At 53.7% G+C, this 12,925-nt stretch carries 10 protein-coding genes and 1 tRNA gene; 10 read left to right on the top strand and 1 reads right to left on the bottom strand.

What is annotated here, in order from left to right; genetic code table 11:
• Window positions 1–104: 104 nt before the first annotated feature.
• A tRNA-Gly gene (locus tag SPK40_RS19510) sits at window positions 105–180 on the top strand.
• Between the two features lie 786 nt (window positions 181–966).
• On the opposite strand, the gene queG is transcribed toward SPK40_RS19510, so the two are convergent.
• Window positions 967–2,100 carry a tRNA epoxyqueuosine(34) reductase QueG gene (gene queG, locus SPK40_RS19505; protein WP_330961610.1) on the bottom strand — a complete coding sequence of 378 codons (1,134 nt, stop codon included), beginning with the start codon at window positions 2,098–2,100 and terminating at the stop codon, window positions 967–969.
• Between the two features lie 186 nt (window positions 2,101–2,286).
• On the opposite strand from queG, the gene SPK40_RS19500 reads away from it, so the two are divergent.
• From SPK40_RS19500 to hflC, 9 genes are all read left to right on the top strand, one after another.
• Window positions 2,287–3,792, top strand: a complete 1,506-nt coding sequence (locus SPK40_RS19500; RefSeq protein ID WP_330961608.1) for an NAD(P)H-hydrate dehydratase — start codon at window positions 2,287–2,289, stop codon at window positions 3,790–3,792.
• Window positions 3,793–3,806: 14 nt separating this feature from the next.
• On the top strand, window positions 3,807–4,271 hold the full coding sequence (gene tsaE, locus SPK40_RS19495) for a tRNA (adenosine(37)-N6)-threonylcarbamoyltransferase complex ATPase subunit type 1 TsaE (protein WP_248144299.1): 465 nt from the start codon (window positions 3,807–3,809) through the stop codon (window positions 4,269–4,271).
• Window positions 4,272–4,275: 4 nt separating this feature from the next.
• Window positions 4,276–5,973: an N-acetylmuramoyl-L-alanine amidase gene (locus SPK40_RS19490; protein WP_330961607.1), complete on the top strand. Its 1,698-nt coding sequence runs from the start codon at window positions 4,276–4,278 to the stop codon at window positions 5,971–5,973.
• A gap of 14 nt (window positions 5,974–5,987) precedes the next feature.
• Entirely contained in the window at window positions 5,988–8,102 is a 2,115-nt protein-coding gene (mutL, locus tag SPK40_RS19485; RefSeq protein ID WP_330961606.1) for a DNA mismatch repair endonuclease MutL, read from the top strand.
• Window positions 8,095–9,030, top strand: a complete 936-nt coding sequence (gene miaA, locus SPK40_RS19480) for a tRNA (adenosine(37)-N6)-dimethylallyltransferase MiaA (protein ID WP_330961605.1) — start codon at window positions 8,095–8,097, stop codon at window positions 9,028–9,030. Before mutL ends, miaA begins: the two co-directional genes overlap by 8 nt.
• Before the next feature lie 86 nt (window positions 9,031–9,116).
• Window positions 9,117–9,383 (top strand): RNA chaperone Hfq, encoded by a 267-nt coding sequence (hfq, locus tag SPK40_RS19475; protein ID WP_036755395.1) that lies wholly within the window; start codon window positions 9,117–9,119, stop codon window positions 9,381–9,383.
• A gap of 25 nt (window positions 9,384–9,408) precedes the next feature.
• A complete protein-coding gene (gene hflX / locus SPK40_RS19470; RefSeq protein WP_248144295.1) occupies window positions 9,409–10,698 on the top strand; it encodes a ribosome rescue GTPase HflX in 1,290 nt (429 codons plus the stop codon).
• A 55-nt stretch (window positions 10,699–10,753) separates the two neighbouring features.
• Window positions 10,754–11,908, top strand: a complete 1,155-nt coding sequence (gene hflK, locus SPK40_RS19465; protein ID WP_330961604.1) for an FtsH protease activity modulator HflK — start codon at window positions 10,754–10,756, stop codon at window positions 11,906–11,908.
• 2 nt (window positions 11,909–11,910) lie between these two features.
• Window positions 11,911–12,909, top strand: coding sequence for a protease modulator HflC (gene hflC / locus SPK40_RS19460; RefSeq protein ID WP_330961609.1), 999 nt, complete (start codon window positions 11,911–11,913; stop codon window positions 12,907–12,909).
• Window positions 12,910–12,925 lie beyond the last annotated feature (16 nt).

The raw sequence follows: 12,925 nt of genomic DNA, 5'->3' as shown, positions 1-12,925 counted from the left end.
GCAACCTTGCCAAGGTTGAGGTCACGAGTTCGAACCTCGTGTGTCGCTCCAAATTCTCAGCTTGTAAAAGCGGCTGTCATCGTGCCCGACGGTGAAACAGAGATGCGACACTAGCTCAGTTGGTAGAGCGCAACCTTGCCAAGGTTGAGGTCACGAGTTCGAACCTCGTGTGTCGCTCCAACTTCCTACCGATTAGGAAGCTCTCAGTTTGAGCATTTCAAATCTGTAGAATCAAAACATTACTGTGAAGTAATTGTCTTTGAGGCCGGTTGAACTTTGCCTCGTGAGGTTCAACAGGACAATGTCCGGGCCACCTCAGCTCATGACAGTATTCGTGAGCAGAAATCAACATCATCCTGAATCAGTGAAAGACAGCCGTAAGGTTGTTTTTTTTGTCTGAGAAGAAGATGCTCTGTACTCCCATACTGAGAAGTATTGGCGACCATCAATGATGACAATCAAAGCATGAGAATGCCCTGGGCCTATCCTGTTGCTTTGATCGCGAATCAGAATCTAATGCACTGAACCTGGGCGATATACTTGCCTGTAGTCTGCTGCAAACACATCCCGATCGTTTCGTTGCATAGTATGATGCACAGACTTATCCACACTTCCTGGCTTGTGGGTAAGTCGGTTGATTACATGTGCTGTCTTCTTGTGTATAACTCTGTGTACTTCTGAAGATATCCCCATTATCCCAAAAATATTAAATTTCCATCAACATGATAAGTTGTTGTTTTTAATTGGTTATATTTGGTTCCCCCCAGGTTTGTGAACAGCCTGATCATATTATGATCATGGTGAATAACATTATTTTAGGGATTGCTGGAGGGTTGTGCTTAATAACCAGTGTTCAGAACCAAAATGGTGCAAATGAAATTGTTTTCCACATACAAGAAATGCTGATCAGGATCGCGTTTTGTAGCCCGTGAGTCTCCCTGAGACATGTGGAGAGCAGGTTGGGGGTCAGGCGTCACGAGGCAGGCCCTTTTCCACAATGCGGATCAGGCGTTTGGTTTTGTTCGGCAGGACATCGACCTTGAGCGCCGCTCGTTTTTCCTGTTGACGGGTGATGCTCCAGTCCAGGTGTTCATCCAGCATGTTGTCTAAGCCTTTGCGCGCTATGAGTGCATCAAGCAGTGCCGGATCGTAAGGTGCGTTGCCGATTGCGACGCTGAGATTACGGAGCCACTTAATGTGGCCGATACGCCGGATGGCCGAGCCTTCAGTATGTTTCAGAAACGTTGCTTCATCCCATTGAAACAGGGTCAGTAAATCTTGCTGGTAGAGTTGTGGCCGGCAATAGTAGTCCTGTTCGTCCGTAACATCTGCTGCCCGGTTATAGGGGCAGACTAACTGGCAGTCATCACAGCCGTAAATCCGGTTGCCCATGGCTTCGCGAAATTCTTCCGGGATAGGACCATCCAGCTCGATGGTCAGGTAAGAGATACAACGACGTGCATCGATCACGCCTTCGGCCACAATGGCCTGAGTCGGGCAGCTGGTCATGCAGGCGACGCATTTTCCGCACTGATTGTCGACGGGGGCGTCTACCGGCAGCGGCAGGTCAATCAGCAGTTCGCCGAGAAAAAACCAGGACCCGGCATCCTCACTGAGAATGAGCGAGTGTTTCCCTGTCCAGCCCAAACCCGCTTTTTCCGCCAATGGCCGTTCCAGGATCGGGGCGGAATCGACAAAAGGCCGGTAGCCAAAGCTGCCCACGGCCTGCTCAATTTTCTGCCCGAGTTGTTTCAGCCGGTTGCGAACCAGTTTGTGGTAGTCACGTCCCAGTGCGTATCGGCTGATATAGGCTTTGTGGGGTTGTTTGAGGGTTTGGGCAAAGCCGGCTTCCGGCGGCAGGTAATTCATACGGACACTGATCACCCGGACTGTGCCCGGCAGAAGTTCGGCCGGTCTGGCGCGCATCATACCGTGACGGGCCATCCAGTCCATTTCACCATGGTACCCGGCATCCAGCCATCGCTGGAGCTGTGCTTCATGCTTCGACAAATCCACATCGCAGATCCCGACATGCTGAAAACCGAGCGTTTTGCCCCATTGTTTGATGTCGCTGGCCAGTTGGTGGAAGTCGATGGTCATGGTCATGGCGTCTGATGGATAAATCGGGGCCGGAGTGTAGCACAGTTCGGACCGGGAAAAATAATTCGGGATGGCGAAAAATAACGCACGGGTCGTTGTGCCTTTTTGCGCTTTTCGGCACTATTTTAGAGTATACGTCTGACAGACGTGCCTCTTTTAACCGTTGAACACCGGGAAACCATCGAGATGACACATCAGCGCTTACCTCAGGTCGCCTTTCGTGCCGCGCAGGTCCGCCAGGGAGAGCAGGAGGCTGCACGGCAGCTGGGCTGGCCTATGTATCAGCTGATGGAAAGTGCCGGTATGGCCGTGTATGACTGTCTCCGCCAAGAATATTCGGCGGTGCGCCATATACTGGTGTGCTGCGGCGGAGGGAACAATGGCGGCGACGGTTATATTGTGGCCCGTCTGGCCAGATTGCACGGACTAGCCGTGACGCTCTGGCAATCAGGTGATGCTGCCCGCTTACAGGGGGATGCCGCCACAGCCAGAGATGCCTGGCTGGCCTGCGGCGGATCGATTGAATCTCCGACGGCGCAGCTCCCGGCAGAAATCGGGCTGATTGTTGATGCGCTGCTCGGCACCGGTCTGACCGGCACGGTTCGTTCCGACATCGCGATGCTGATCAGGAGCATCAATGCAGCCGGAAAACCTGTGATTGCCGTGGATATCCCGTCTGGCCTCTGTGCCGATACCGGCCGCAGTCTGGGCGAGACGGTCATGGCGCATCAGACGGTGACTTTTATTGGTGTGAAACGGGGGTTGCTGACCGGACAGGCTGCACAGCACCGGGGAGAATTAGTCTTTGCCGGTCTGGGAGCTGCAGCAGCCCTGGAACAGGCCGAGCAGTCAGAAGTCAGCATTATCCAGCCATCTGAGATTCAGCGTCTGCTGCCCCCCAGAGCACGGACGGCTCACAAAGGCAGCAATGGCCGGGTTCTGTGTCTGGGGGGCAATCAGGGGATGGGCGGAGCCATTCGACTGGCCTCTGAAGCCAGTGCCCGCAGTGGTGCCGGTCTGACGGCAGCCGTCACACATGCTGACAATGTGCTGGCAATTCTGGCTGCACGCCCTGAGATAATGGCTCAGAACTGGCAGCCGGATTCAGATGAATCTGGCCGGGCACTGTCTGAGCGAATGCAATGGGCCGATGTGATTGTGATGGGACCGGGGCTGGGGCAGAATGCCTGGGGACAGGCACTGTATCGCCAGCTGAATCTGATTGGCGATGAACAGCCTCTGGTGCTTGATGCAGATGGATTGAACTTATTAGCCTGCTCACCAGACTATAAAAAGAACCGAATTTTGACGCCTCATCCAGGAGAGGCAGCCCGATTATTGAATATATCCGTAGCTGACGTGGAAGCGGATCGCTTTGCCGCTGCCGAGTTACTGCAACGCCGGTATGGCGGTGTGGTGGTGCTGAAAGGTGCCGGTACTGTGGTGTTTGACGGTCATCGGCATATGATTTGCCTGGCCGGGAATCCGGGGATGGCGACCGGCGGGATGGGCGATGTGCTGGCGGGCCTGATTGGGGGCTTACTGGCGCAGGGGCTGACGCTGTCGCAGGCAGCCCGGGCTGGCGTGTGGATTCACAGTCGAGCAGCTGATCTGGCTGCAGAAGCAGGAGAACGAGGCTTGCTGGCCGGCGATCTCTTTGCGTATATTCGACAATTGATAAATCTAAGATAAAGATAACGACAACAATGCAGACTTTGAAATTAATGTTGGCCGACGAAGCGGCAACCGTTTCGTTTGGACAACAGCTGGCGCAGGCCTGTGAACGACAAACCACGATTTACCTGCATGGTGATCTGGGAGCCGGAAAAACCACATTTTGCCGTGGGTTCATTCGTGCACTGGGTCATCAGGGCAATGTGAAAAGTCCGACGTATACGCTGGTTGAACCTTATGAGCTGCCGCCCTGGCAGGTCTATCACTTCGATCTGTATCGTCTGGCCGATCCGGAAGAGCTGGAATTTATGGGGATCCGTGACTACTTCACCACAGACGCTATCTGTCTGGTGGAGTGGCCGGAGAAAGGTACCGGTTTGCTGCCGTCTCCTGATCTGGATGTAGAGCTTCGTTATGTCGACCAGCACCGTCAGGTCGAAGTCACGGCCAACAATGGTTACGGCTTGGCGTTAATTCAGAAACTGGAGCAGAGTTGAATCCATGGGTTGGCGCAGAAGTTTTTCTTTGTTGGTTCTGTTCGCCGGGCTAAGCAGCACTGCTGTGCTGGCGAATGAAATTGAAGGGATTCGTGTATGGCCAGCCCCGGATGAAACCCGGGTCGTGTTGGACATGGAGGAAGAGCCGACTTTCACCTATTTCACACTGACGAAGCCGGATCGCCTGGTCGTCGATTTGAAAGCCACGTCACTGAAGGCCGCTTTACCTGTCCAGGTCAAAGACAGTGAAGTGCTGAAAAAGATCCGCAGCAGCAGTCCGCCGGAGACAGGAACCTTCCGGCTGGTTTTTGAAACCCGGACCACCACCTCCCCAAAGATTTTTAAACTGGCACCGACGCCAGACGGTCACTACAGCCACCGTCTGGTCTTGGATCTGCCCCACGCGGCCCAGCCGGAGAAGGTGAAACCAGCCCCGGATAAAGCTGGGTCTCAGGCGGTCAACAGTATTCATCTGCCATATGGCACCGACGATATCATCGTAGCGATTGATGCCGGGCACGGCGGTGAAGACCCGGGTTCCATTGGTCCGAGTCGTAAGTACGAAAAAAATGTCACCCTGAATATTGCCAGGAAAGTGGCCGATCGCATCAATGCGACACCCGGGATGAAGGCTGTGCTCACTCGGCGCGGTGACTATTTTGTCAATCTGAATAAACGTTCGGAAATTGCCCGGAAGAATAAAGCGCACCTGCTGGTTTCTATTCATGCAGATGGTTTCCATCAGCCGCAGCCACGCGGCGCATCGGTCTGGGTGCTCAATACCCGCCGGGCAAATACCGAGATCGGCCGCTGGCTGGAACAGCACGAGAAGCAGTCGGAACTGCTGGGTGGCGGTGACGTACTGTCGGGCGGGCAGGATGACCAGTATTTGAGTATGGCCGTGCTGGATTTGCAGTTCAGTCACTCCCAGAAAGAAGGGTATGACGTAGCCAGCCGGGTCCTGAGGGAGCTGGCGAAAGTGACTCAGTTACATAAGTCGAAACCTGAGCATGCCAGTCTTGCAGTTTTGAAATCACCGGATATTCCTTCGCTTTTGGTGGAAACCGGGTTTATCACCAACCCGAAGGAAGAGCGGTTGCTGAACAGCAGCAGTCATCAGATCAAGATATCTGAAGCTGTTTACAAAGGGGTGCTGGCCTATTTCGATGACAAACCGCCGGAAGGGACACTGTTTGCAGCCCGTAAGCACGGGATTAAGCACAAGGTCGCCAGTGGGGAGTCACTCAGTGTGATCGCCGATCGCTACGGGACTTCTGTTGAAGCGATTCGCCAGATGAACCAAATGTCATCCAGCGTGGTGAAAGTCGGTCAGGTATTACGGATCCCGGCGGCCAACACTGCCGGTGGGAATCCGGGCTCAGGGGCTGCAACTCTTGTGAAAAGCAATGTGATGCATACCGTGCAGCGGGGTGAATTTTTGGGTAAGATTGCCGGCCAGTATAATGTGCCGGTAGACAGCATTCGCCAGGTCAATAAGCTACGCTCTGATGAGCTGGCGATTGGCCAGAAACTTGTCATTCCGGTGCAGCGAAAAGAGGTGGAGCACACTGTGCGCCGGGGTGAATTCCTGGGCAAGATTGCCACCCACTACGGGGTCAGCGTCAATCGTATCCGTGAAGTGAACCAGCTCCGTTCAGATACATTAGCCGTGGGCCAGAAACTCAAGATTCCAAGCAGTTAATTGTAGGTCTGATTATGCCGATTCAGATTTTACCCGCCAGACTGGCGAACCAGATCGCCGCCGGTGAAGTGGTTGAACGTCCAGCCTCAGTCGTGAAAGAGCTGGTGGAAAATAGTCTGGATGCCGGTGCGACCAAAATTGAAATCGATATCGACAAAGGCGGCAGCCGGACGATTCGGATCCGTGATAACGGTCAGGGGATCCCGAAAGACGAACTGGAACTGGCGCTGAGCCGCCATGCCACTTCTAAAATCGCGACCCTGGATGATCTGGAAGCGATTGCCAGCCTTGGTTTCCGGGGAGAGGCGCTGGCCAGTATCAGCTCGGTGTCGCGACTGACTTTAACGTCACGGACTGAATCGCAACCGGAAGCCTGGTCTGCGTATGCGGAAGGCCGGGACATGCAGGTACAGCTCAAGCCAGCCGCCCACCCGGTGGGAACGACGCTGGAGGTGCTGGATCTGTTTTTCAACACCCCGGCCCGCCGTAAGTTCCTGCGTACCGAGAAAACTGAATTTGCCCATATTGATGAGTTACTCAAGCGTATTGCGCTGAGTCGGTTTGATGTCAGTATTTTGCTGCGCCATAACGGCAAGTTGATCCGGCAGTACCGTGCGGCAGAAACCCAGGCTCAGAAAGAGCGCCGCCTGGCGGCCGTCTGTGGTCAGGGTTTCCTGCAGCATGCCGTTTCGCTGGAGCTGGGTCACGGTGATCTGCGGTTGTCGGGCTGGATCTGTACGCCACAGGGAGCCCGGGCTCAGAACGACCTTCAGTACTGCTACGTGAACGGCCGGATGATGAAAGATAAGCTCATCAATCATGCGATTCGTCAGGCTTTTGAAGGTGCGCTGGCGCCGGAACAATATGCGGCTTATGTCCTCTTTATCGAGGTCGATCCCCATCAGGTGGATGTGAATGTCCACCCGGCCAAACACGAAGTGAGGTTTCACCATGCCCGCCTGGTTCATGATTTTATTTATCAGGGCGTGCAGAGTGCGCTGCAACAAACAGCGGCGGAGAGTGATATCTACACTGCCCCGGAAAGGGCGTCTGCCCGGTCTTATCAGGTTGAAGAACCAGCACCCGCTGGCGGGTCTCAGGACAGCCCCTCACAGCCGCCCGCGTCCGCTGCGCTGGATGCAATTGCCAAGACCCCGGCTTACCCGCGTCAGGCACCGGCCGAAGCCTGGTTCAGTCAGTCATCCGAAGCCAGTCGGCCTGCTGGGCAGGAAACAGCGGGCAGTGAGGCTTATACTCGGGAACAAGGTTCGTCGCGTGAGATGATGTCTCCAGTTCCAGCTCAATCTTCGGCTCAGCGCTCTGCCAGTAGCCGCAGTGCTGCACCACGTCAGTTTGGCAGCGAGGCCCCCTCGAAAGCGGAAGTTGCGGCTTATCAGGCCCTGATGCAGACTCCGGTACAGGAAAAACGTTCCCCCGAGCAGGCTCAAACGTCTTCTGCATCTGCTCAGCCGGTGAAGAACGTGAATGTCTGGCGGGAGACTCCCGCACCAGTACAGCGCGGTCCGGTGCTGAATTCTCAGCCGGAACAGGGATTAGGCAAGGCCTTGTCTGTGATTGCAGGCCGGTATCTGCTGGTCAGTCAGGGAGCCGGGGTGGCATTGTTGTCGTTGGCAGACGCTGAACAGTTGCGCATGAAAGGCCAGTTGCGGTTTGCGCGTCAGGACGGTCTCAAACCTCAGCCATTGCTGATCCCGCTGGCCATACCGACCACCCCGGAAATGTCCCGGAGCGCAGAGCAGCACCGCACCTTGCTGAATCAGCTGGGGATTCAGCTGAGAGGCAAAGGTCAGGACAAGCTGGTGATTCTGGCGGTGAGTCAGCCGTTGCGTCAGCAGAATCTGCAAGGAGTGATCCCTGCATTGCTGGAACATCTGAGCCAATTGTCCGAAGCGGGTGACCAGTTGAGTGAAAGTGACTACTGGGAGGCGCTGCTGGAGTGGTTATCGGTTAAACTGGCAGCTGGCAGTGACAGCTTCAGCCTGTCTCAGGCCATCACCTTACTGGGTGAACTCGAACAGCTTTGGGGCGATGCCCTGGAAACATATTATTCCCGGTTGCTGCGTCCGGTTGACCTGCAGCCGGCTTTAGAAGCATTTAATCATGACTAAATCTCTTCCTCAGGCTATTTTTCTGATGGGGCCGACGGCCTCAGGCAAAACGGATCTGGCCATTCGCCTGCGTCAGCAGCTGCCCGTCGAGCTGATCAGTGTTGATTCAGCCCTGATTTACCGGGGTATGGATATCGGTACCGCCAAACCGGATGCTGATGAGCTGGCACAGGCGCCGCACCGTCTGCTGGATATCCGGGATCCGTCACAAAGTTATTCTGCGGCGGATTTTCGTGAAGATGCTCTCAAAGAAATGGCAGATATTGTAAAAGCTGGTCGCATACCATTATTGGTGGGGGGCACGATGCTCTATTACAAGGCACTGCTGGAGGGGCTTTCGCCGTTACCTGCGGCGGACCCGGACATTCGTGCTGAAATTGAGCAGCAGGCCAGAGAGCGGGGATGGCTGTCTCTGCATGAGGAATTACAACGGATTGATCCTGTCTCTGCGACACGGATCCATCCAAATGATCCCCAACGCTTGTCGCGGGCATTGGAAGTTTTCCGAATTTCAGGTAAAACTTTAACTGAGTTGACCCAAACGCAGGGGGAAACATTACCTTATCAGGTTCACCAATTTGCGATAACACCCAAGGATAGGGCTATTCTGCATCAGAGGATCGAGCAGCGTTTTGACAACATGATCAAAGCAGGCTTTGAACAGGAAGTTCGAGCGTTGTATGAACGAGGGGATCTGCATCCGGATCTTCCGTCCGTTCGCTGTGTAGGTTACCGTCAGATGTGGGATTATTTTGATGGCAATTGCACACTGGATGAAGCGATTTATCGTGGTATCTGTGCAACCCGTCAGTTAGCCAAGCGGCAAATCACCTGGCTTCGCAGCTGGAAAGATTTGACTTGGTTGGATAGCAGTGATGTAGAGAAGGCGTTACAAACAGTCACAAACTCCGTTAGCCGTGAGGTTTGATTAGCGTGTATACTCATCCCTGCTTTGCGTATTGTTAATTTTGTTCATTGAAACATACAACTACAAACAAATAAGGAAAAGAAAGAATGGCTAAGGGGCAATCTCTACAAGACCCGTTTTTGAATGCGCTGCGTCGTGAAAGAATCCCGGTTTCTATTTACTTGGTCAATGGTATTAAGCTTCAGGGCCAGATTGAGTCATTTGACCAGTTCGTGATCCTGCTGAAAAACACCGTAAACCAGATGGTTTACAAGCACGCTATCTCGACTGTTGTACCGGCCCGTCCGGTCAATCATCACCATTCCGGTGAGCGTCAGGCGTCCGAACGTGGCCAGGAAAAAACAGAAGAATAAAATTCTTCGATAAGGAGTTGATTGCTTGTTTGACCGTTATGAAGCCGGTGAACAGGCAATTCTTGTTCATATCAACTTCACGCAAGAAGGGGAGTGGGAGGATCTCAGCGAGTTCGAGATGCTGGTCTCCTCGGCGGGAGTCAATACGCTGCGTGTGATCACAGGCAGCAGACAGGCTCCCCACCCTAAGTATTACGTGGGAGAAGGTAAAGCACAGGAAATTGCCGATGCGGTCAGAGCCGAAGGTGCCGAGATCGTTATTTTTAACCATTCACTCTCGCCTGCCCAGGAGCGAAACCTGGAACGGTTGTGCAAATGCCGGGTTCTGGACAGAACCGGATTGATCCTGGACATCTTTGCTCAGCGTGCGCGTACCCATGAAGGTAAGCTGCAAGTCGAGCTGGCGCAGCTACGTCATATTTCTACCCGTTTGATCCGAGGCTGGACCCACCTGGAACGACAGAAAGGGGGGATCGGTCTGCGTGGCCCGGGTGAAACTCAGCTGGAAACCGACCGCCGGTTACTGCGGGAGCGGATCAAAGCGATCCTGCGACGTCTGGATAAAGTTTCCAAGCAGCGTGATCAGGGGCGTCGAGCCCGAAGCCGGGCGGATATTCCGACGATCTCGCTGGTGGGCTATACCAACGCCGGTAAGTCGACACTGTTTAACCGGGTGACGGATGCCGGGGTATACGCGGCGGATCAACTGTTTGCAACGCTGGATCCTACGCTGCGGAAAATTGAGGTGGAAGATGTTGGCACCAGCATTCTGGCAGATACGGTGGGCTTTATCCGCCATCTGCCGCATGATCTGGTCGCTGCATTTAAAGCCACACTCAAAGAAACGCAGGAAGCGACCCTGTTGTTGCATGTGGTGGATGCCAGTGATGAGCGTTACCGTGAAAATATTGATGCGGTAAACACCGTTCTGGAAGAAATTGAGGCCAATGACGTACCAGTACTGGTTGTCATGAATAAGATCGATAACCTGGAAGACGCTGAACCGCGGATTGAACGCGACGAAGACGGTATTCCGCGCCGGGTCTGGGTGTCTGCCCGGGACGGGCTGGGGATTGATTTTCTCTTCACCGCACTGACAGAACGCCTTGCGGGCACTATGGTGACGCATACCTTGCGCTTGCCGCCTGCAGTCATTGGGCGTATCCGCAGCAAGTTCTATCAGCTGGGGGCTATTGTCCGGGAAGAGTATGAGCAGGATGGCAGCCTGTTGCTGGATGTCCGCCTGCCCATGACGGACTGGGCACGGCTGCAAAAAAGAGAAGAGCAGGGGCTGGATGACTTTATCCTTGCCTGATGGACTGCTAGAGTAATAAAAAACTGTCGTCATATCATATTGATGGAGTTCTATAATGGCGTGGAATGAGCCTGGAAACAACGGTGGCCGCGATCAGGACCCTTGGGGGAACAAGAATCGTGGTGGCCGTGATCAAGGGCCGCCTGATCTCGATGAAGTGTTTGCAAAACTGAGTCGTAAGTTTGGTGGTATTTTTGGGAATAAGCGTGGACCTTCAAGTGGCGGTGGTGCTGCCGGTCTTGGGGTGATTGCTGTTATCGCTGCTGCGATTTGGGGTTTTTCCGGTTTCTACACCGTCGGCGAAGCCGAGCGTGGTGTGGTACTGCGGTTCGGTAAATTCTATGAAATGGTTGATCCGGGTCTGAACTGGAAGCCAACCTTCATTGATGATGTTGAGCTGGTCAATGTGCAGGCAATTCGTTCTCTGCGCAGCTCCGGACTGATGCTGACGAAAGATGAAAACGTACTGAAAGTTGAAATGGAAGTTCAGTACAAAGTGTCTGATGCACAGAAATACCTGTTCAGCGTGACCAATGCAGACGACAGCCTGCGTCAGGCGACGGATTCAGCGCTGCGTGCGGTCATTGGTGACTCCACCATGGACGAAGCCCTGACGCGTGGCCGTCAGACAATTCGTGCGAATACCCAGACGGACATCGATAAGATTATCGAAACGTACGATATGGGTATCCTGGTTGTGGATGTGAACTTCCAGTCTGCGCGTCCGCCGGAAGCAGTGAAAGATGCTTTCGATGATGCAATTGCAGCGCGTGAGGATGAAGAGCGTTTTGTCCGTGAAGCGGAAGCTTACAGCAACGACATTCTGCCGAAAGCAACAGGTCGTGCTGAGCGACTGAAGAAAGAAGCTGAAGGTTACACGGAGCGAGTGGTCAATGGTGCGTTGGGTGAAGTTGCTCAGTTTGAGAAACTGTTACCTGAGTATCATGCTGCGAAAGAAGTGACCCGAAACCGCCTGTATCTGGAAACTATGGAACGTGTTTATGGGAACACCAGTAAAGTCATGGTGGATTCGAAGTCGGGCAGCAATCTGCTGTATCTGCCTCTAGATAAGCTGATGAATCAGACAGAGCAGACGAAGAAGCAGGTCAGCCCATCCAGTACCTACGGCATTGAGCTGGAGAAGTCTGAAGATACGTCTTCCTCTTCCTCGGCACCGCGTGCTGACACTGGTCGTCAGGGGAGATATTAATGATGCGTAAGTTAATTATCCCGCTCGTGGTCATTCTCATCGCTGTGGTGTTGATGTCCGTCTTCGTGGTGAAAGAAGGCGAGCGTGGAATCGTGGTTCGCTTTGGCCGAATCATTAAAGATGACACAACCAATATGGCACTGGTGTATGAACCGGGCCTGCACTTTAAAGTGCCGGTATTTGACCGTGTGCGTACGCTGGATTCCCGTATCCAGACGATGGACGATCAGGCTGACCGTTTTGTCACGTCTGAGAAAAAAGACGTGATCATCGACAGCTACGTGAAGTGGCGTATCAAGGATTTCGGTCAGTACTATCTGGCAACCGGCGGCGGCAATACTTCGACGGCTGAAGGCCTGCTGAAGCGTAAGGTGGTGGATAGCCTGCGTGCCCAGATCGGTTCGAAAGAGATCAAGCAGATCGTATCTGGTCCGGATCGCGGCAACAATGTCGATGAAGGTGCAGTGCCTGACGAAGATAAAAGTGTTGCCATCGCTTCGGAAATCGTCGAAGAAGTCGCTCCGAAGAAAGAACTGGAAGGTCAGCGTGACAAGATCATGGCAGACGTTCTGGCGGAAACACAGATCAGTGCCCGTGACCTGGGGATTGAAGTGGTCGACTTCCGGATGAAGAAGATCAACCTGCCGGATGAGATCAGTGAATCGATTTATCGCCGGATGCGTGCCGAGCGTGAATCGGTAGCCCGTAAGCACCGTTCTCAGGGCCGTGAGAAAGCTGAAGTGATTCGAGCTCAGTCTGAGCTGGAAGTGGCGAAGATTATCTCTGAAGCCGAACGAGTTGCCCGTATTCAGCGTGGTAACGCCGATGCTCAGGCTGCTGAAATATACGCAACCGCTTTTAATAAGGACCCGGAATTTTATAGCTTCCTGCGTTCTTTGAAAGCCTATGAGACCAGCTTCAGCTCTAAGCAGGATATTCTGGTTGTGGATCCGAACAGTGAATTCTTCAAGTACATGAAGGAATCGAACAGCCTGAACTAAGTCCGTTGGCGCTGAC

This window comes from Photobacterium sp. 53610 (assembly GCF_036409375.1).
Classification (GTDB): domain Bacteria; phylum Pseudomonadota; class Gammaproteobacteria; order Enterobacterales; family Vibrionaceae; genus Photobacterium.
Note: the sequence above shows the minus strand (reverse complement) of the source record. Positions and strands in the feature narration are given on the sequence as shown.

Excerpts from the sequence above, each read along its gene's own strand:
- queG (WP_330961610.1), bottom strand. The coding sequence starts at position 2,100 with ATGACCATCGACTTCCACCAACTGGCCAGCGACATCAAACAATGGGGC.
- SPK40_RS19500 (WP_330961608.1), top strand. The coding sequence starts at position 2,287 with ATGACACATCAGCGCTTACCTCAGGTCGCCTTTCGTGCCGCGCAGGTC.
- tsaE (WP_248144299.1), top strand. The coding sequence starts at position 3,807 with ATGCAGACTTTGAAATTAATGTTGGCCGACGAAGCGGCAACCGTTTCG.
- SPK40_RS19490 (WP_330961607.1), top strand. The coding sequence starts at position 4,276 with ATGGGTTGGCGCAGAAGTTTTTCTTTGTTGGTTCTGTTCGCCGGGCTA.
- mutL (WP_330961606.1), top strand. The coding sequence starts at position 5,988 with ATGCCGATTCAGATTTTACCCGCCAGACTGGCGAACCAGATCGCCGCC.
- miaA (WP_330961605.1), top strand. The coding sequence starts at position 8,095 with ATGACTAAATCTCTTCCTCAGGCTATTTTTCTGATGGGGCCGACGGCC.
- hfq (WP_036755395.1), top strand. The coding sequence starts at position 9,117 with ATGGCTAAGGGGCAATCTCTACAAGACCCGTTTTTGAATGCGCTGCGT.
- hflK (WP_330961604.1), top strand. The coding sequence starts at position 10,754 with ATGGCGTGGAATGAGCCTGGAAACAACGGTGGCCGCGATCAGGACCCT.
- hflC (WP_330961609.1), top strand. The coding sequence starts at position 11,911 with ATGCGTAAGTTAATTATCCCGCTCGTGGTCATTCTCATCGCTGTGGTG.